The sequence below is a fragment of the Bacillus mobilis genome (assembly GCF_001884045.1).
Classification (GTDB): Bacteria; Bacillota; Bacilli; order Bacillales; family Bacillaceae_G; genus Bacillus_A; species Bacillus_A mobilis.
The window spans coordinates 14145-33299 of record NZ_MACF01000134.1; the positions used below are offsets into that span (position 1 = coordinate 14145).

General features: G+C 37.4%; 19 protein-coding genes and 1 other annotated feature. Of the genes, 12 read left to right on the plus strand and 7 right to left on the minus strand.

Going from position 1 to position 19155, the window contains the following annotated elements:
* The first annotated feature begins 48 nt into the window (after positions 1 to 48).
* Positions 49 to 264, plus strand: coding sequence for a hypothetical protein (locus BAQ44_RS25890; protein ID WP_071724550.1), 216 nt, complete (start codon positions 49 to 51; stop codon positions 262 to 264).
* 37 nt (positions 265 to 301) lie between these two features.
* On the opposite strand, the gene BAQ44_RS25895 is transcribed toward BAQ44_RS25890, so the two are convergent.
* The 6 genes from BAQ44_RS25895 to mnmL form a co-directional block, all read right to left on the minus strand.
* Positions 302 to 1603 (minus strand): PepSY-associated TM helix domain-containing protein, encoded by a 1302-nt coding sequence (locus BAQ44_RS25895; RefSeq protein ID WP_071724551.1) that lies wholly within the window; start codon positions 1601 to 1603, stop codon positions 302 to 304.
* A 157-nt stretch (positions 1604 to 1760) separates the two neighbouring features.
* On the minus strand, positions 1761 to 2435 hold the full coding sequence (locus tag BAQ44_RS25900; protein WP_071724552.1) for an aspartate/glutamate racemase family protein: 675 nt from the start codon (positions 2433 to 2435) through the stop codon (positions 1761 to 1763).
* 24 nt (positions 2436 to 2459) lie between these two features.
* Positions 2460 to 3140, minus strand: coding sequence for an ABC transporter permease (locus BAQ44_RS25905; protein WP_071724557.1), 681 nt, complete (start codon positions 3138 to 3140; stop codon positions 2460 to 2462).
* Positions 3141 to 3158: 18 nt separating this feature from the next.
* Positions 3159 to 3992 (minus strand): ABC transporter ATP-binding protein, encoded by an 834-nt coding sequence (locus tag BAQ44_RS25910; RefSeq protein WP_071724559.1) that lies wholly within the window; start codon positions 3990 to 3992, stop codon positions 3159 to 3161.
* 198 nt (positions 3993 to 4190) lie between these two features.
* The gene (mnmM, locus tag BAQ44_RS25915; RefSeq protein ID WP_071724560.1) at positions 4191 to 4763 is read right to left on the minus strand and encodes a tRNA 5-(aminomethyl)-2-thiouridylate-methyltransferase MnmM; all 573 of its coding nucleotides are present in this window, start codon (positions 4761 to 4763) and stop codon (positions 4191 to 4193) included.
* On the minus strand, positions 4760 to 5719 hold the full coding sequence (mnmL, locus tag BAQ44_RS25920) for a tRNA modification radical SAM protein MnmL/YtqA (protein WP_000868034.1): 960 nt from the start codon (positions 5717 to 5719) through the stop codon (positions 4760 to 4762). The genes mnmM and mnmL overlap by 4 nt, the downstream gene beginning before the upstream one ends.
* A gap of 111 nt (positions 5720 to 5830) precedes the next feature.
* Between mnmL and BAQ44_RS25925 the strand changes: the two genes are divergently transcribed.
* The 10 genes from BAQ44_RS25925 to leuS all read left to right on the plus strand — a co-directional run bounded on the left by BAQ44_RS25925 (position 5831) and on the right by leuS (position 17536).
* A complete protein-coding gene (locus tag BAQ44_RS25925; protein ID WP_061676783.1) occupies positions 5831 to 6094 on the plus strand; it encodes a YtzC family protein in 264 nt (87 codons plus the stop codon).
* Positions 6095 to 6109: 15 nt separating this feature from the next.
* Positions 6110 to 6259 carry a hypothetical protein gene (locus BAQ44_RS25930; protein ID WP_001129345.1) on the plus strand — a complete coding sequence of 50 codons (150 nt, stop codon included), beginning with the start codon at positions 6110 to 6112 and terminating at the stop codon, positions 6257 to 6259.
* A gap of 168 nt (positions 6260 to 6427) precedes the next feature.
* A complete protein-coding gene (locus BAQ44_RS25935; protein ID WP_071724563.1) occupies positions 6428 to 7450 on the plus strand; it encodes a DUF418 domain-containing protein in 1023 nt (340 codons plus the stop codon).
* 386 nt (positions 7451 to 7836) lie between these two features.
* Positions 7837 to 8598: an ABC transporter ATP-binding protein gene (locus tag BAQ44_RS25940; RefSeq protein WP_000165844.1), complete on the plus strand. Its 762-nt coding sequence runs from the start codon at positions 7837 to 7839 to the stop codon at positions 8596 to 8598.
* 16 nt (positions 8599 to 8614) lie between these two features.
* Entirely contained in the window at positions 8615 to 10474 is a 1860-nt protein-coding gene (locus tag BAQ44_RS25945; protein WP_071724565.1) for an FtsX-like permease family protein, read from the plus strand.
* Between the two features lie 347 nt (positions 10475 to 10821).
* The gene (locus tag BAQ44_RS25950; RefSeq protein WP_063262134.1) at positions 10822 to 11388 is read left to right on the plus strand and encodes a tyrosine-type recombinase/integrase; all 567 of its coding nucleotides are present in this window, start codon (positions 10822 to 10824) and stop codon (positions 11386 to 11388) included.
* 34 nt (positions 11389 to 11422) lie between these two features.
* Positions 11423 to 11920: a cation:proton antiporter regulatory subunit gene (locus BAQ44_RS25955; RefSeq protein WP_001026050.1), complete on the plus strand. Its 498-nt coding sequence runs from the start codon at positions 11423 to 11425 to the stop codon at positions 11918 to 11920.
* Between the two features lie 3 nt (positions 11921 to 11923).
* Complete coding sequence (locus BAQ44_RS25960; protein WP_071724567.1) at positions 11924 to 13147, plus strand: cation:proton antiporter; 1224 nt, start codon at positions 11924 to 11926, stop codon at positions 13145 to 13147.
* Between the two features lie 313 nt (positions 13148 to 13460).
* Positions 13461 to 14654, plus strand: coding sequence for an MDR family MFS transporter (locus tag BAQ44_RS25970; protein ID WP_071724570.1), 1194 nt, complete (start codon positions 13461 to 13463; stop codon positions 14652 to 14654).
* 188 nt (positions 14655 to 14842) lie between these two features.
* Positions 14843 to 15062, plus strand: a binding site (T-box leader).
* A 65-nt stretch (positions 15063 to 15127) separates the two neighbouring features.
* Positions 15128 to 17536, plus strand: coding sequence for a leucine--tRNA ligase (gene leuS / locus BAQ44_RS25975; RefSeq protein ID WP_071724572.1), 2409 nt, complete (start codon positions 15128 to 15130; stop codon positions 17534 to 17536).
* A gap of 25 nt (positions 17537 to 17561) precedes the next feature.
* Here the strand turns inward: leuS and BAQ44_RS25980 are convergent, their stop codons facing one another.
* Positions 17562 to 17990 (minus strand): GNAT family N-acetyltransferase, encoded by a 429-nt coding sequence (locus tag BAQ44_RS25980; protein ID WP_071724574.1) that lies wholly within the window; start codon positions 17988 to 17990, stop codon positions 17562 to 17564.
* Between the two features lie 150 nt (positions 17991 to 18140).
* On the opposite strand from BAQ44_RS25980, the gene BAQ44_RS25985 reads away from it, so the two are divergent.
* On the plus strand, positions 18141 to 19118 hold the full coding sequence (locus BAQ44_RS25985; RefSeq protein WP_071724575.1) for a hypothetical protein: 978 nt from the start codon (positions 18141 to 18143) through the stop codon (positions 19116 to 19118).
* Positions 19119 to 19155: the final 37 nt, after the last annotated feature.

Sequence of the window (19155 nt, forward strand, 5' to 3'; positions counted from 1 at the left end):
ACTCTTGTAGAGTGGTTTTTGTTATAATATGGTAAAGGGGTGGCGGGAATGAAGCGTGTTTTTCGAAAGCTATATGATCACATTGAAATTACACTTTTAATTTTATTATCAATTTCATTTGTGATGGGAATGTATATGATGTTAAATAGGCCAAGTGGTCCTACTATGATGGATTATGTGCCACAAGTGTTAATTGGTGCAATTATTATTATAGATATTGTTTTCTTAATGAGTAATAGAAAGAAACAAACGAATAGCAAATAAAAAAGCATTTGTACACGAGAGTACAAATGCTTTTTTATTATGATCGTATTTTTGAAAATACATATATGAGAAGTTCAATCGCGAAAATAACTAAAACAGATAGTCCGAATAAAGGCATGACAGCGCCTAGTATAACCATCATGATAAAGAAAACGATTATGCTTTTCTTATCTCTTTGCTTTGGTGGTGCTGCTAATTTTCCTTTCGGCTTTCTTGCTAACCACATTTTTATTCCGTAATAAATGAGAAGTAATAAAGATAATGTCGTTAGTAAGCATAATATTTTATTTGGCCATCCGAATAAATGACCTTCGTGAAGCGGGATACCGTAAGTGAACCATTGTGCAAATAATCCATAGTCACGATAGTCTGTTTTGGAAATAAGCTCTCCGCTATATTGATCAAAGTACGCTGTTATTTCTTCATTTGGTGCCACATGCATTCCCGTAATACCAGAACCGCTCGATTTTGAAACGGTGAATACACCTTTCGGATCAGCTGGTAGTGAGATAACGTACGGCTTCTTTATTTCAATTCCTTTTTGTAATTCATCGACAGAAATTGCTTTCGGTTCATTTGAATTTGATTCAGGAGGAGCTTCTTTTCTTGTTGCCCACGGTAATTCTTTTACCTTTGATTCAGGCGGTGCCATATATAATTTCGGGTACCCAATTGATTCATTCGACGATGCGATTTTATAAATTTGGTTCCCCATAAATCCTGACCATGGCAATCCAGATGCGACTAGCAGAACGAGTGGAATTGTAAATATAATACCGATAATAGCATGACGTCGTTTTGCTTTTTCTCGCTTATTGGATGCCGGTGTGTTTTTGAATTGGCGTATACTCATATACAATCCAGTCACAATTAAAAAGATTGTCCAGCATGCCGCAAGCTCTACAGTATAGTTGACGACAGTGCCACCAACTAAAAGAGAACTATGTAATTCCCGCATTATATTCGCAAACGTTTCACTTGCATTTTGATCCCCAACAATTTGATTATTGCTATCTACATACACATACTTTTGTTGCCCAGTATACTCATTTGCAATAGTAAGTCTCGTATTATAATCCCCATTAAACTCACTAATTTTCGCCACACTATAATGTGGATATTTTTTCTCTGTTAAGGAAATAGAATCAGACATCGAAATAGACTCTGTTTGGGCGCTCTTCCCAAAATATAAATCTTTATAGATGAAATCTTCAACCTCTTCCCGAAATAAATACCCAATTCCGCTCAGTGACAACGTAATAAGAAGCGGCGTAATAAAAAGCCCAGCATAAAAATGCCAACGCCAAAAAATGTAATGAAGCGAACGATTTACTTTCATACTTTCAGTTCCCCTAACCTTCCCTATATGAATAGATTCCTCATTTTAATATAGCGAGATTAAGTGTGGATATTTTGAAGGAATTGTGAAAAATGTTAAAAGTTTTTGGGGTTTTCATCAAACATAAACCACATTTCAGAAAGTATGTTTTCTATGTTTACGAAGATTTCTTTTTATTTGATACATACACCCTAACAACTGCCTCAGCAAGACATTGAGCAGAATCAACAAAATCCTCACCCGCCACAACATTCAAATCAGTACATGCGATAATTGCGGTATCAACTTCATCTCTCAATTGTAAAACGAGCGTGCTCCATAATTTGTGGGCTTCTTCAACTTCTCCGCTTTTTATATAAGTAATAATTTGATTAATCATTGCCTGCCATTTTTCATGATGAATGTACTCTATATTACGTTTTGCAATCCCGTCTTGATAAATACCAGCTTGAACTGTCGCTTCTGTTGCGAGAAGAGCAACTCTTTTTGTATTTTCAGGAATTGCTTGTAACGTCTCATCGACGATATTTAAAATCGGAATGGACAGAGAATACTGTAACTCTTCAAAATAAAGATGCGCCGTATTGCACGGCATAGCGATAAATTCTACGCCAGTACTTTCAAGCTTTTGTGCCCCTTCAATAATCGCCTTTTTCATTGCTTCGTGATCAATAGAGCAATCCATATAAAATGGTGTTGGACAAGAATAAATCATCATATGAGGAAAGTCCATATCATGCTTTGCTCCGTATATTGTTTGGCACTTTGCTACAACTGTATCAACGAATGGACCAGTTGATTTTGGTCCCATTCCTGCTAGTATTCCGATCATTGGTTTGTCTCCTTTAGTATGTAATTAAAAACGTTTTTTGCGAACGACAAATAGAAATAAAGTAAGTAATAAAAATGAATATACGATAGCCCAAGCTGTGAGCCATAGCGTGTGAGTAAGTATATTCATTTTGTATTGTCCAAGCATTAGAAAGCTTTCGACAGGTGGTAAAAACCATAGTAGCTCTTTTTTAAACCGGATTGAGGCAATTGTTATAAGTAATATGAATGTCAGGCTAAGCCAAGCGGTGCTTGCTTTTGGAATCATATTTCTAGTAAATAAAGTTGCGATTGAAATTCCTAATATAGAGAAAGATATATGAGCGAGAAATCCGACTAAAAATAAAGAAACTGTCATTTCTTCATTAAACATTTGCAAAATAATTGGGTAGATTACGGATATGAAAGATAAAACAGAACAAATGAGAAGAGCCGTAATATATTTACCCACATATAGTGCGGAAATATTATTTGTGTGAGAAATAGTAATTTGTTCTTGTACAGGGTCTTCCGTATGAAAAATTGTGACTGTAATCCAGGCAGATAATAAATAAAGTGCGAGTGCTGTTTCTAAGTATGTCGGTACAATAGGAGTCGGTTTATATGCATATACAAAAAGTAAGCTCACAAAGTACATCGCAATAGGAGGGACGTACTTATATGATTTTGTATAGTCGAGAAAATGGTAACGAATAAGAGCAAACATAACAAACCTTCTTTCGATTTAAAAGTTAGGTTGTAGCAGTGTGATAGATGCTTTTTTATGTAATAAAAACTGAAGCATTTCGTTTGTATATTCTTTTTTTATTTGTAATTGAATAAGGTTTTGATTTGAATTGTGTGTAACGTGTATAAATCCTAATTGTTTCCGTAGTTCTATCGCTGAAAATGTTTCATGAACGATTGCTTCAATATAGACTTGTTCTGCTGATTTTTGCACAGAGATATCTTCCGTGATTGTATGATTTGCTAACGTCACAATTCTATCGGCGAAGTTTTCTAGTAGTTGCTTTTCGTGACATGTGAAGAGTATAGATATGCCTTGTTGTTTTAATGAGAGTAAAATATGTTCTAGTTCTTGCTGAGAGTTAGGATCGAGCCCAGAAAGCGGTTCATCTAAAATTAATAAATGGACGTCTGTAAGCAATGCTTGCATAATGCCTGTTTTTTGTTTCATACCTTTTGAAAAGTTTCGTACAACGGAATGCCTTGCATGATGTAAATGAAAAGATTCAAGAAGCATCGGAATTTTATCTTTTAAATATTTTGTTGATAAACCGTGAATGTGACCGAGATGATATAGATAATCCTCTAATGTAAAACGAATCCCTTCAGGAAAATGTTCAGGTACATAGCCAATTTGTATATGTTCTTTTCTTTGAAGTGTCCCTGCTGTCGGTGAAATAAATCCTGCAATTATTTTGAGTAGAGTACTTTTTCCAGTACCGTTTCCGCCAATAATAGCGAGCGCTTCTCCTTCTGGAATGGATAAATCAATGTTGTCTAGTATAAGTGATTTGCCATACTTCTTTTGAATTCCCCTTAGTTCTACTAGCAAAGTTCTATCCTTCTTTCTTCAAATATTGTATACATCCATTATATAGGAGAATAAGAAAAAGACGTGCAATGAGTGCACGTCTTTTTTTGTTATGTTTTGTCGATAAGTCGATATAGTGTGTCGAATCGTCGATATACCGAAAAAATCGTCGATATATTCGGAGTTACGATTGATATAATTGAAAAATCGTCGATATATTTAGCGTTTCTCAATCGCCACAATAAATGGCGGGTTATTTTGCTGGTTAATGAAGCCGTATCGCAGTACGTGAGCTTGTTTTTGGTCTAGCTCTTCTGCAAATTTGAGAACAGCGTCGCGTTCTACTTGTCCTTCTGGGTGTCCGTGATAAATAACAAGGACGATGATACCTTCAGGTGCCATTACTTCTAGTAATTGTTCAATTGCCGAAATTGTTGAGTTCGGTTTTGTAACGATATGTTTGTCACCGCCAGGAAGGTAACCTAAGTTGAAGATAGCGCCTGTTACTTTTCCTTTTGCATCTTCTGGTAGTACGGATAGAAGTGTGTCGTGACTATCGTGAACTAAAACAGTACGTTCGAAAAGCTCTTTTTCTTTTAAACGGATAGTAGAGCTTTTAATTGCTTCTTTTTGAATATCAAATCCAAATACTTTTCCGTTATCTCCAACGATTTCAGCTAGGAAGCAAGTGTCATGTCCATTTCCTAAAGTTGCATCTACAGCGTAATCGCCTTCTTTAACAGCCGTTTGCAGCAGTGTGCGTGCAAACGGTAATACACGTTCTAATTTCATTGTTGTTTCTCCTCATTTGCATATTTTCCTTGCCAGCTCCCGCGGCGTACAAATTCTGCATCGATGGAATTTAATACTTCCCATTTATTTAAGCTCCACATTGGACCAATCATTAAATCAGGTGGGCCGTCACCTGTGATACGGTGCACAATTACGTCTTCTGGAATAATTTCAAGTTGGTCAACAACGAGACTTACGTAATCTTCAAGAGAAAGGAACTCGAGTTGTCCTTTTTCATATTGCTTTACCATTGGCGTTCCTTTTAATAAATGAAGTAAATGAATTTTAATTCCTTGTACGTCAAGCTTCGCTACTTCACGAGCTGTTTCCATCATCATGTCGTAATCTTCAAGTGGAAGACCGTTAATAATATGAGAGCAAACTCTAATGCCGTGCTTGCGTAATTTATTTACGCCTTCCACATAAGACGGATAATCATGCGCACGATTAATAAGATTTGCAGTGCGCTCATGAACAGTTTGTAGTCCAAGTTCAACCCAAAGATATGTGCGTTTATTTAAGTCCGCTAAATATTCAACGACATCATCTGGCAAACAATCTGGACGAGTTGCGATAGAAAGACCGACAACGTCTTTTTCTGCTAGAAGCGGTTCGAATTTTTCTTTTAACACTTCAAGTGGTGCATGTGTATTTGTGTACGCTTGGAAATAAGCGATACATTTGCCATCTTTCCACTTCGAGCGCATTTTTTCTTTCATTTCATGATATTGCGTTATAACATCATCGCGGCGATCGCCAGCGAAGTCACCAGATCCGGCAGCACTGCAAAATGTACAACCGCCATAAGCAACTGTACCGTCACGGTTCGGGCAATCGAAGCCAGCATCTAATGAAACTTTAAAGATTTTTTCACCAAATTCATTTCGTAAATGGTAATTCCATGTATGATAACGTTTATTGTCGTTTGTATATGGAAAAGGGTTTTGAACCTTCATTACTTTCCCTCCTAAGCCGAGTCAAAATGAAACAAAATCCATTATAACATACTCATAAGGTAGAGATGGAAGGGACACACTAAAGGGGAATTGAAGCAAGGAGGGACAATTATGGCAGAGCGTCAATCACTTGAATCGTATATTACACAAGCGGAACAAGCTGTGGAATACGCGAAAGAACAATTAGATCTTGGTATGAGACAAGAGCATTACAATACGTTGGAGTATGGAGATGCACAGTTACAATTAGAACAAGCATATAACGATTTACAAACGATGCAACAACATGCGAATGATGAGCAACGTGAGCAATTAAATAGAGCGCGTATGGCAATTCGCCAACTGCAACATCAAATGATTATTACACCGCACTAATAAGGAGTGAATGTAATGGCGAAACGTTCAGATCAAAATAATCCAGAGCAAAAAACGCAAAATGGACATAACGCTGAGTTTTCAAATGAGCTTGATCCGGTTGTACAAGTGAAACAGCGTAATAGTAAAAAAGGACAACCGCAAAGATCAAAACAATCAGAGTAAACCAGGTCGCAATATGACCTGGTTTTATTTTGCATCGCAAAAGTCCGATTAAAATTTCATTTTACTATATGACAATAATGTAAGATTTCTGTAAGGTTTGTCGATAGTTACAAGCTTACTTTTCCAGTAGAGTAAGGAAGGATTAAATTTTGGACAAGGAGTTGCTTTATGGGGAACAATATAACAAACAAACGAATTGATGAGTTAGATTACATTCGTGGCTTCGCATTACTGGGGATTATTTTAGTAAATATTCTTGCACTACTTCATATTAAAATCCCAGAACCAAATACGATGGATGCAAGTTATCAAAGGTTTCTATACTTATTTGTAGAAGGTCGTTTCTTCTCGATTTTTTCATTCTTATTTGGAGTAGGATTCTATATCTTCATTACACGAGCAATTGCGAAAGGGAAGAATGGGTACGTTCTATTTTTACGCCGCGTAGTTGCACTATTTATTTTCGGTTTGATTCATTACATGTTTCAGCCTGGAGAAGCATTAACGTTATATGCAATTTGCGGGTTAATCGTTTTACCATTTTATAAAGCGAAAAAACAAGTGAACTTAGTTATCGGTCTTATTTTAACAATAGCTTTTAGTGTAATGGGTATTAAAGAACTATTGCCACTTGGCTTAATTTTATTAGGGCTTGCTGCAGGACAATATCATGTATTTGAAAATCTCACGCAGAATATAAAGAAAGTCGCTATTTTTACAGGCGTTATGTTTGTTTTAAGTGTGGTGGCTTTATGGTATCAGTATGGGCATGTTCCTGCTGAACCATTTATAAATATGATACTTATGAATGAGGATGGAACAATAGATGCGGCAGGTCAATTTTTAAAAATTGGTGTTACAGTTGGACCAGTAATCTCAGCTTTCTATGTCGGAGCATTAATTTTATTACTTCAGCTAAAACCAGTTCAAACATTGCTAGCACCACTGAAATACTACGGTCGTATGGCTTTAACAAATTATATTGGACAAACTGCAATGATCTTAATTGCTGGTAGCGTGTTTAACTTCGCAGGAAACTTAACGTACATGCAGACGTTATATGTATGTATTGCAATTTATGCAATTCAAATTGTTTTTAGTGTAATTTGGATGAAAATCTTTAAAATGGGGCCATTAGAATGGATTTGGCGTGTTATTACGTATTGGACGGTAACACCTTTAAAGAAATAAAGTGAAACTTTAATCAGTGGGGGTCTTACTGCCCATTAAAGCGGGATAAAGAGAGAAGTGGGCTGTTCCTTTTGTGGAACAGCCTATTTTTATTGTCATCTTTTGTCGGTAAGTCGATATATTTTGAAAATCGCTGATAAAAGTGGAAGAATCGTCGATATATTTTGAAAATCGCTGATAAAAGTGGAAGAATCGCCGATATATTTGAAAAATCGCCGATAAAAATTCATTTACCAACGAAGTTGATCAAATAGAAAAAAACGAACCTTACACACGCACCTTTTTTATATTACAAAAGTGTAAGGTAAATGTAATGTTAACAAATAGCAGTTCACCCCCAAAAAGCGCAAAATAGGTAATGGAAAAACAAGCGTAGGAGGATATATATGACGAAACCAGTTGTAGACGTGAAAAACGTTCAAAAAGTGTACGGTAAAAAAGGTGAGAACCAATCACACGCGTTAAAAGGTGTGTCATTCTCAATTCAAGAGGGTGAGTTTGTTGGGATTATGGGACCATCTGGTTCTGGTAAAACGACATTATTAAATGTAATTTCAACGCTTGATAAAGCAACGGGCGGCGTTGTTGAAATTGCGGGTACGGACATTACGAAAATGAAACAAGGTGAGCTTTCTGATTTCCGCTCACAAAAATTAGGGTTCATTTTCCAAGATTTTAACTTACTAGAGAACTTATCTATTTATGAAAACATTGCACTTCCACTTTCTCTTCAAGGTGTTCCATCACGTAATATTGGACCAAAAGTAGAAAAAGTAGCGGATATGTTAGGGATTACAGAAATTCTTCAAAAATATCCATCTGAAGTATCTGGTGGTCAAAAGCAGCGTTCAGCAGCAGCACGTGCACTTGTGCATGAGCCGGCAATTATTTTAGGGGACGAGCCAACAGGAGCTCTTGATTCTAAAAATGCAACGAGTTTACTTGATGCGATGACAAACTTAAATAAAGATCAAGGCGTATCGATTATGATGGTTACGCATGATCCTTACAGTGCAAGTTACTGCCAACGTATTTTATTCATTCAAGATGGTGAGCTGTATAAAGAAATTCATCGCGGTGGTACGCGTGAAGAGTTCTACAAAGAAATTTTAGATGTACTTGCAGATTTAGGTACACAAAAAGCGTAAGAAAGGAGGGTCCAGTATGTTATTTAAACTTTCCATGTCGGGGCTGAAAAGTAAGCTAAAAGATTATATCGTCTTACTGGTTGGTCTTGTCATGTCGATTTCAATTTTTTATATGTTTCAAACGTTAGCGCTGAATAAAGCGTTTATCGAATCTAATTCAGTTATTCAATCAATTGGATTCGTATTCCAAGCAGGTTCATTTTTACTAGCCATTATAACGTTCTTCTATATTTTATATGCGAACTCTTTCTTATTATCTCTTCGTCAAAAAGAGTTTGGCATGTATATGATGTTAGGAGCAAAAAAACATAAAGTTACATTGCTTATGTTTATTGAAACGATTGTATTAGGTGCTGCGTCTCTTGCGATTGGTATTACAGTTGGTGTAGGGCTTGCAGAAGGTATCGGACAGTTATTAATGAAACAGCTTGAATTTGCTGGTGAAGGGTATAAAGCATTTTATCTACCATCTATGACTGTTACTTGCATCTTCTTCTTTGCACTATTTGTATTATCAGCAATTATGAACAGTATTAAGTTATCACGTATTTCTGTATTGCAACTCGTACATGCAGATGCACAAACAGAGCGTGTTGCAGTAAAAGGAAAAATGACAGGTGTCGTTGCAATCCTTGCTGTTATTTTATTAGGAATTGGCTATGCATCGATGATTTACATGGAAAAACTAAGAGAAATAGGAATCCTTATTGCATTAGTTACAACAACAGCTGGTACTTACATGCTATTTGGTTCACTTCTCCCGGTTATTATTAAAAAGTTAAAGAGTAATAAAAAACGTAGTGAAAAAGGACTTAATGCTTTTACATTTGCACAATTAAACTTCCGTATTAATAGCTTAACGAAAGTACTTGCAACAGTGGCAATGTTAGTTGCGCTTGGAGCTGGCGCAATTTCAGGTGGTATGGCGTTTAAAAATAACGTTATAAAAATGGTTGATGGTTTAGTAATCTATGATTCAGTCGTTCATAATCCAACAGCTGAAGAAAAGAAAATTTTAGACGGTATTACATTTAAAGAGAAAAATGAATATCGTTACAAAGTAGATGATAAATACGTTTACTATGTAAAAGAAGATTTAGAGAAAAATCGTCCTTTAGTAAAAGACATGACAAAGATGAAGTCTATGAAGGATTTAGCGAATACGAAAAAAGCTTCACAGGAACTACCAGTAGGCGCAGTTTCTAGAGAAATGAACGAAAAAGATGCGAATGCGAAAGAACTTCCGGCAGAATGGGACGATGCTTTTAGAACAATTCATCCATTTTATGTATATGAAGATCATGCAATTAAAATTGTAGATCAAAAAATGTACGATGGGTTAAATGGTAAAGAAGGTATGGCATTTATCGGAAAAGTAGATGATTTCTTAACATATACAAAAGAATGGAAAAAACTTGACGAGTTGCAGCTAGATAAATATAAAAATATAAAAGCTGAAAGATTAGATAGTAAATATCAATCTTACAATGGATTCTACGGCATTGCGAGTGGAACAGTATTTATGGGATTCTTCCTTGGAATTGCGTTCCTAGCAATGATGGCAAGTTGTTTAATGTTTAAAATTCTTTCCGGTGCATCAAAAGATATTACGCGTTATCAAATGCTTCGTAAAATCGGTGTGCGCCGTGAGTTATTAACGAAATCGATTTATAAAGAGTTATTCTTAGTATTCTTATTCCCAGCAATTGTGGGTATCGCTCACGTATTAGTTGGTATGAATATTTTCGGATTTATTTTAATGGATCCTTACTTCCGTATTTGGGTACCAATCGTAATTTTCGTAGTTATTTATGCGATTTATTACTTCATTACAGTTCAGTTGTATAAAGGAATTGTTCTTCCGAAAGAAGATTAATACGTAAAAGGCCGAGTGAAAGCGCTCGGTTTTTTGTATTTTCAGAAAAAACACTTTAATGTTACTGAAATATATAATATAATGTAAATAAGTAACATAATATGTGAGTATCAGCAACCGAAAAACGAAAGGAGGAATCCGCTCTGGAGAAAGAAGCTGAACTTGTATCCCCTATTTTTCTACCCACACCGTATTTGTACAATCATAAATTTCCAAATGAAAAATTGTCAGACCTAAGTCGTATATTGTGAAAATAATGGATAATACATGGAAATCTCATAGCGTGATAAGGTAAAATGAACAGGATAATGAGAAAATTACCGTTCATAAGATGAGGAGATACATGTATGGAAGTTGTAGAGGCATTAAAAGATATAAGCCAAATTGAGGCTATGAAAAAGTATTTAAAAGAGCACTCACAGCGAGATTATCTTTTATTTGTTATTGGAATTAACACTGGATTAAAGATTACCGAACTACTTAGCATGAAATTTGAAGAGGTATTAAATGAAGATAGAACCGTTAAAGAGTTCTACTCACTTCCTGTGAAAGATGAAAAATTCAAACAAGATATTTATTTAAATACAAAAGTAAAAGAAGCGCTTTTAGAGTATGTACAATCTATTGATGCTCAAAGAGAAAACTACGTATTTCAATCTAATAAAACGACAAATTCAATTTCGCGCCAACAAGCGTATCGCGTTATTCACAGCGCAGCTGAAGCGGTTGGAATTGTTGGGAAGATTGGAACGAACTCAATGCGAAAAACATTTGGATATCACGCGTACAAAAGAGGAATAGCGATTGCGCTATTGCAAAAGCATTTTCATCACGCAACTCCATCAGAAACACTTAAGTATTTAGGAATCTCAAAAGATGAGAAGTTTAAAACGGAGATTGATGTAGATTTGTAAAAGCCGTAACTAAAAATTTTAGGAGGCGGAAAATATGAATATTAGAGAAAGTGAACTACCGGGCATTGGATGTAAATTCGAAGTAATCACAAAAGGTAATGAAAAAATGGTTATCGTAATTCATGATGATGGCCGAAGAGAAATGTATCATTTTGATGCGGATCATGATGAGAGTATTTCAAGCGTTTCTCTTCGCGATTCTGAAGCGAGACAAATTGCAGCTATTTTAGGCGGAATGGTATATAGACCACAAGCGTTAGACACAATTGAGATGGCTTTTGAAGGATTATCAATTGAATGGTTTAAGGTGGAGAATAAGGCACCAGTAGTACAACAAACAATTGGTAGCTTACATGTCAGAAAAACATATAACGTAACGATTATTGCTATTTTGAAAAAGAATATGAAGAAATTCTTTAATCCAGGTCCAGACTCTATTATTGAAGCTGGCGATATGCTCGTGTTGTCAGGTGCGAGACATGAAGTGAAAAGAATTATTAATGAATTGCTTTCAGCAGGAGGTGATTCCTAATCGATGGATACTTTAATCTTTGAAGTTGGAACTGCGTTAGTATTAGTAGCTTTTGCAGCTATCCTCGCTGCGAAGTTAAAGTTCTCGATTATTCCGTTTCTCATTATACTCGGTATGTTAGTGGGGCCTCATGCCCCAGATTTAGGACTTATCGATTTAAGGTTTATTGAAAGCGGAGAAGTTATTTCCTTCCTCGGCCGCGTTGGCGTCATATTCCTCCTATTCTATTTAGGCTTAGAATTCTCAATAAAAAAATTAATTAAATCAGGAAAGTCGATTGCTTTCGGGGGGACTGTCCACATATCGCTTAATTTCATATTAGGCTTGCTTTATGGATATGTGATGGGCTTCCCCTTATTAGAAACGTTAATTATTGCTGGAATCATTACAATTTCATCTAGTGCAATTGTTGCAAAAGTAATTGTTGATTTAAGAAGATCTGGTAATAAAGAGACTGAATTAATATTAGGAATCATTATGTTTGATGATATTTTTTTAGCTGTATATTTATCAGTTGTTTCAGGGTTAGTACTTGGTGGTGCAACATCATTTTTAGGCGCTCTTACATCGGTGTTAATCGCAGTAGGATATATGCTACTATTCTTTGTAATTGCTAGAAAAGCTACGCCGTTTCTAAATAAAATATTAGATATTTCGTCAAATGAAATTTTTATTATCGTAATATTTGCTATTTTATTCTTTGTAGCAGGATTTTCAGAAACGATTCATGTTGCTGAGGCGATTGGAGCATTATTGTTAGGACTCGTTTTTTCTGAAACAGAGCATAGCGATCGGATTGAGCATCTCGTCGTCCCGTTTCGTGATTTCTTTGGAGCTATATTCTTTTTCAGCTTCGGTTTAAGTATAGATCCGTTTTCACTTGGAGGAGCAGTGTGGTTGGCGTTAGGAGCAGTTTTTATTACACTCATCGGTAATTTTACAGCTGGAATGATTGCGGGACGTAAAGCCGGGTTATCGCATAAGGCTTCTACGAATATCGGTTTAACCCTCGTATCACGCGGAGAGTTCTCCATTATTGTAGCCAATATTGGCATTGCGGGTGGTTTAATGGCAGCGATTAAACCGTTCTCTGCACTGTACGTTTTAATATTAGCATCGTTAGGTCCGTTATTAACGAAAGAGTCTGGGAGAATATACTCTCTATTAGATAAGATATTTAAATGGAGTGCGAAAGAACGTGCGAAACGAGAAAAAGAAGTTGGATAGTACAAAAAAGAGGAGACTGCGTGAACTTCATGTAATCTCCTCTTTTTTATTGTTATTGCTGTCATTTTTTGTCGGTAAGTCGATATATTTTAATAATCGCTGATATATTTCGAGAATCGCCGATATATTTTGAGAATCGCTGATATATTTCCAAAATCGCCGATATATTTTCAAGCAGCAATCAATATAATTTCATTTACTGACATACTGTTATCTGAATTTCATCAACTATTAATCAGTTGCCTTCCTATTTAAAAACGACTACAATTTTACTGTTATAGATGAACGAAAAAATAGAATAGGAGGGGAGACTATGCCAAGGAAAGTATGGCTATTAGTAGCTGGGATGATTATTAATGTCACGGGTGCTTCTTTTTTATGGCCTTTTAATACAATTTATTTGCATGATCACCTAGGGAAATCTTTATCTGTGGCCGGAATGGTATTAATGATCAACTCGCTTACTGGTGTAATCGGAAACTTGCTCGGCGGTGTTTTATTTGATAAATGGGGCGGTTATAAATCAACTTTAGTAGGGATTGTTATTACACTCGTATCGATTTTAGGTCTTGTGTTCTTCCACGGTTGGCCGTTATATGTTGTGTGGCTAGCCTTAATCGGTTTTGGTTCTGGAATGGTCTTCCCATCGATGTATGCGGTGGTTGGTACGGTTTGGCCAGAGGGCGGAAGACGAGCATTTAATGCGATGTATGTTGGACAAAACGTTGGTATTGCGATCGGAACAGCATGTGGTGGATTAGTTGCATCGTATCGTTTTGATTATATTTTCTTAGCGAACTTTATTTTATACTTTGTTTTCTTCTTAATTGCTTTTATCGGATTCCGTGGTATGGAAGACAAAAAAGAGCCGGGCGTACAAAAAGAAGTCGAAACGAAAAAAGGCTGGTCGCTTACACCTGGATTCAAAGCACTTCTTATCGTATGTGTAGCATATGCTTTATGCTGGGTTACATATGTACAGTGGCAAGGAGCGATTGCGACTCATATGCGGGAATTAAATATTAGCCTTCGTCATTATAGTTTATTATGGACGATAAACGGAGCGATGATCGTTTGTGCGCAGCCACTTGTTAGTATGTTAATTCGCTGGATGAAGCGTTCTTTAAAACAACAAATTATGATTGGGATCGTCATTTTTGCGGCGTCATTCATTGTGTTAAGTCAGGCGCAGCAATTTACGATGTTCCTCGTTGCGATGGTAACATTAACGATTGGTGAGTTATTTGTATGGCCAGCAGTTCCGACCATTGCAAATATACTTGCACCAAAAGATAAACTTGGGTTTTATCAGGGCGTTGTAAATAGCGCGGCGACTGTAGGGAAAATGTTCGGACCAGTCGTTGGCGGAGCGATTGTTGATTTATACAATATGGAAGTATTGTTTATAGCAATCATGGTAATGCTTGTAGTAGCGCTTATAGCAACGAGCATGTATGATAAACGAGTAAAAGTCGAAGAAACAGTTGAAGAAAAAATTGCAGTTTAGTTTGACGGAACATGTAACATGTTTTAGAATATATTTAAATAAAACAACCTTTAGAACAAGGGAGATAGCTCGGCTGTCCTAAGACGAATTCGTTAGTGATTAACAGTAACGATTAACCGAGAAGCCTTCGCTTTAAGTAAGCTCTTTAGAGATACGAAGTGGTGGGTAGTTCACATTAACTCATATTTGTAATAACAGTGAGAAGGAGTAGTAGTAATAGAAGCTGGTTTAGAGAGTTGACGGTCGGTGCAAGTCAATCCACGTTTCGTTATGAACTCGCCTTTGAGTTGCAGTTGTGAAACTATTAGTAGCAATTGCCGTTAATCCACGTTACGGATCTAAGCGAATGTATATTTGTACATTAATTTAGGGTGGTACCGCGGGAATCTATAACCTCTCGTCCCTTTCTAGGGATGAGAGGTTTTTTGTATTTTGGGCGGTGAAAATAAATAGAATTTCAAGGAGGGTATCTCATGAGCTTTAATCATCAAGATATTGAGAAGAAGTGGCAAGGGTACTGGGAAGAGAATAAAACATTCCGTACGCCAGATGAGACAGAAAAACCAAAATTTTATGCACTAGATATGTTCCCATATCCATCAGGTGCAGGCCTACACGTAGGACATCCAGAAGGTTATACAGCGACAGATATTTTATCTCGTATGAAGCGTATGCAAGGATATAACGTTCTTCATCCAATGGGATGGGATGCATTCGGTCTTCCAGCAGAGCAATATGCACTTGATACTGGAAACAGCCCGGCAGAATTTACAGAGATTAATATTAATACGTTCCGTAATCAAATTAAAGCATTAGGCTTCTCTTATGATTGGGATCGTGAAGTAAATACAACAGATCCAAACTACTATAAGTGGACACAATGGATCTTCCTAAAACTATTTGAAAAAGGCTTAGCTTACGTTGATGAAGTACCTGTAAACTGGTGCCCAGCACTTGGTACAGTACTTGCAAACGAAGAAATCATTGACGGTAAGAGTGAGCGCGGCGGACATCCAGTTGAGCGTCGTCCGATGAGACAGTGGATGTTAAAAATTACAGCTTACGGAGATCGTCTATTAGAAGATCTAGATGAGCTTGATTGGCCAGAAAGCTTAAAAGATATGCAACGTAACTGGATCGGTCGTTCTGAAGGTGCAGAAGTACATTTCAACATCGATGGTACAGATGAGAAGTTCACAGTTTTCACAACGCGTCCTGATACATTATTCGGTGCAACATACTGTGTACTTGCTCCGGAACATGCACTTGTTGCTGAAATTACAACGGCGGAACAAAAAGAAGCAGTAGAAGCTTACATTAACGCTGTAAAAATGAAGAGTGACCTAGAGCGTACAGAGCTTGCGAAAGAAAAAACTGGTGTATTCACTGGTGCTTACGCAGTTAATCCAGTAAACGGTGAGAAATTACCAATCTGGATCGCTGATTACGTTCTTGCAACTTACGGAACAGGTGCTGTAATGGCAGTTCCAGCTCACGATGAGCGTGACTATGAATTCGCATCAGTATTCAATCTTCCAATGAAGGAAGTTGTAAAAGGTGGAGACATTACGAAAGAAGTGTACACAGGTGATGGTACACACGTAAACTCAGCATTCCTTGATGGTTTAAATAAAGAAGAAGCAATCGCAAAAATGATTGAATGGCTTGAAGTAACGAGCGCAGGAAATCAAAAAGTAACGTACCGTCTACGTGACTGGTTATTCAGCCGTCAACGTTACTGGGGTGAGCCAATTCCAGTAATCCACTGGGAAGATGGCACAATGACAGCTGTGAAAGAAGAAGAATTACCATTAGTTCTTCCGAAAACAGAAAACATCCGTCCTTCAGGTACAGGTGAATCACCACTTGCGAACATTGAAGAGTGGGTAAATGTTGTTGATCCTGAAACTGGTAAAAAAGGTCGTCGTGAAACGAACACAATGCCACAATGGGCTGGTAGCTGCTGGTATTACCTACGTTACATCGATCCAAACAACAGCGACGCACTTGTGGATCCTGAGAAAGTAAAACAATGGCTTCCAGTTGATATTTATATCGGCGGAGCGGAGCACGCTGTACTTCACTTACTATATGCTCGTTTCTGGCATAAAGTATTATACGATATCGGTGTAGTTCCAACGAAAGAGCCGTTCCAACAATTATTCAACCAAGGTATGATTCTAGGTGAAAACAACGAGAAAATGAGTAAATCAAAAGGTAACGTTGTAAACCCTGATGATATCGTAGCAAGCCATGGTGCAGATACACTTCGTCTATACGAAATGTTCATGGGACCATTAGATGCTTCAATCGCTTGGTCTGAAAATGGTCTTGACGGAGCTCGTCGTTTCCTAGACCGCGTATGGCGTCTATTCATTCAAGATAACGGTGAATTAAGTGAGAAAATTACTGATGCACCAAATAAAGAGCTTGAAAAAGCTTACCACCAAACAGTGAAGAAAGTAACAGAAGACTATGCAGAGCTTCGCTTCAACACAGCGATTTCTCAAATGATGGTATTCATCAACGATGCATACAAAGCTGAAACACTTCCAAAAGAATATGTAGAAGGTTTCGTAAAAATGATTGCACCAGTTGCACCTCACATCGGAGAAGAACTATGGAGCAAACTTGGATACAATGAAACAATCACATATGCAAGCTGGCCAACATTTGATGAGTCTAAACTTGTAGAAGATGAAGTTGAAATCGTTGTTCAAGTTATGGGCAAAGTTCGCGCAAAACTAACAATGAGTAAAGACGCATCAAAAGAAGAAATGGAACAACTTGCACTTGAAGCAATTCAAGACCAAATCGAAGGAAAAACAGTTCGTAAAGTAATTGTAGTTCCTGGAAAACTTGTTAACATTGTTGCAAACTAATGTATTTTAAAAAAGCTCAGAGCATTTATGCTCTGAGCTTTTTTGTGTAGAAAATAATTTCAGGATCCCCTTCATCTAAATTTTCAACTATTCCACTACGTACAAATCCATTCGTATTAAAAACGGCTTGCATACTTGTATTCGATTCGTTCGTCGAAGAAAAGATTTTTTGAGTAGGAGAATGACTTAACATATATGAGATTAACGAGCTTGCATAGCCGTTCCTTCTTTTTGCTGGCGAAACAATAATTAATGAGAGGAAAGTACAACCAAAGAAATTTGTATCGTATGTTAGAAAACCAGAAATAGAATTGTCTTCTTTTACAATGATGCATTTGCCCTCATTGATAGTGTGTTTAATATAATCTCGTCTACTATCATCTCCGATTACATCAATATCTATATGTAAGATTGCATCTAAATCTTTGATAGAAGCCTTTGTTACGTTTTTCAATAGAAATACCTCCTAGAAGAAATATTTAGTTAATTAATTTTATCATGAATGAAGAAAAAGGAGCGGAATTCCAATACAGACAAACACCTATTCTTCTATAGGAAATATGATAAAAAAGGTAGGCTAAATTGAGTAGAAGAGGTGAAAGGAATGAAAGGGATGGACAATAATGCACCACATGGCTTCTTCGGAGGTGGATCGGGTAGTTATGAACAAATGATGTTAATGGGAGGAGCTGGCCAACAAGGGTACGGCGGAATTCCGAGCTGGATGGGTGGAGCAGCAGGAGGATTTCCAACATCGGTAGCTGGCATGCAAACGGGAATGCCTACATCAATGGGAGGATTTTCGACATCAGGGGCTGGAATGCCTACAGTAACAGGAAGCTTTCCAACATCAGTAGCTGGCGTACAGACAGGATTTCCAGTAGGAGCACCAACTACATTTCCTTCTTTCGTTGGAGGAGTGCAGACAGGATTTCCAGTACCAGGAGTAGGTGTTGTAGCAGGCGGAGTAGGTGGTTATCCGCAAGGTATTCATGGTCATCATGTACATCATCATCACCAAGGTCAACATGGCCACCATGTACACCATCACCACCAAGGCCAACACGGTCATCATGGACATCATCACCACCAAGGTCAACACGGCCATCATGGACATCATCATCATCATCATCAAGGCCAACACGGCCACCATGGTCATCAACAACAAGTACATCACCACGGTCACCACCACATTCATCCGCAAGCTGTTCTTTATCAAACGCACCAAGGCCATCAAGGTCACCACGGTCACCACGGTCAACATGGTCAACATGGTCAACATGGTCAACATGGTCAACATGGTCAACATGGTCAACATGGTCAACATGGTCATCATGGTCAACATGGTCAACATGGTCAACATGGTCATCAAGGCCAACACGGTCATCAAGGCCAACACGGTCACCAAGGCCAACACGGTCACCAAGGCCAACATGTTCAACAGCACCAACAATACCAACAATATCAACAGCAACAATCTTCTCCTTGGACAGGTGGAATTGGAGCAGGAGGAGCAGGGGCAGCAGCAGGAGCGGCTAGTATTGGTGGAGCAGCAGGACACGCTGGACACGTGGGTCATTAAGGAATTGCAGAAAAAAAGACATAATAAAAAACTGCTA

Excerpts from the sequence above, each read along its gene's own strand:
- BAQ44_RS25930 (WP_001129345.1), top strand. The coding sequence starts at position 6,110 with ATGGCGAAACGTTCAGATCAAAATAATCCAGAGCAAAAAACGCAAAAT.
- BAQ44_RS25900 (WP_071724552.1), bottom strand. The coding sequence starts at position 2,435 with ATGATCGGAATACTAGCAGGAATGGGACCAAAATCAACTGGTCCATTC.
- BAQ44_RS25905 (WP_071724557.1), bottom strand. The coding sequence starts at position 3,140 with ATGTTTGCTCTTATTCGTTACCATTTTCTCGACTATACAAAATCATAT.
- leuS (WP_071724572.1), top strand. The coding sequence starts at position 15,128 with ATGAGCTTTAATCATCAAGATATTGAGAAGAAGTGGCAAGGGTACTGG.
- BAQ44_RS25955 (WP_001026050.1), top strand. The coding sequence starts at position 11,423 with ATGAATATTAGAGAAAGTGAACTACCGGGCATTGGATGTAAATTCGAA.
- BAQ44_RS25960 (WP_071724567.1), top strand. The coding sequence starts at position 11,924 with ATGGATACTTTAATCTTTGAAGTTGGAACTGCGTTAGTATTAGTAGCT.
- BAQ44_RS25950 (WP_063262134.1), top strand. The coding sequence starts at position 10,822 with ATGGAAGTTGTAGAGGCATTAAAAGATATAAGCCAAATTGAGGCTATG.
- BAQ44_RS25890 (WP_071724550.1), top strand. The coding sequence starts at position 49 with ATGAAGCGTGTTTTTCGAAAGCTATATGATCACATTGAAATTACACTT.
- BAQ44_RS25940 (WP_000165844.1), top strand. The coding sequence starts at position 7,837 with ATGACGAAACCAGTTGTAGACGTGAAAAACGTTCAAAAAGTGTACGGT.
- BAQ44_RS25895 (WP_071724551.1), bottom strand. The coding sequence starts at position 1,603 with ATGAAAGTAAATCGTTCGCTTCATTACATTTTTTGGCGTTGGCATTTT.
- mnmM (WP_071724560.1), bottom strand. The coding sequence starts at position 4,763 with ATGAAATTAGAACGTGTATTACCGTTTGCACGCACACTGCTGCAAACG.
- BAQ44_RS25970 (WP_071724570.1), top strand. The coding sequence starts at position 13,461 with ATGCCAAGGAAAGTATGGCTATTAGTAGCTGGGATGATTATTAATGTC.
- mnmL (WP_000868034.1), bottom strand. The coding sequence starts at position 5,719 with ATGAAGGTTCAAAACCCTTTTCCATATACAAACGACAATAAACGTTAT.
- BAQ44_RS25945 (WP_071724565.1), top strand. The coding sequence starts at position 8,615 with ATGTTATTTAAACTTTCCATGTCGGGGCTGAAAAGTAAGCTAAAAGAT.
- BAQ44_RS25985 (WP_071724575.1), top strand. The coding sequence starts at position 18,141 with ATGAAAGGGATGGACAATAATGCACCACATGGCTTCTTCGGAGGTGGA.
- BAQ44_RS25935 (WP_071724563.1), top strand. The coding sequence starts at position 6,428 with ATGGGGAACAATATAACAAACAAACGAATTGATGAGTTAGATTACATT.
- BAQ44_RS25925 (WP_061676783.1), top strand. The coding sequence starts at position 5,831 with ATGGCAGAGCGTCAATCACTTGAATCGTATATTACACAAGCGGAACAA.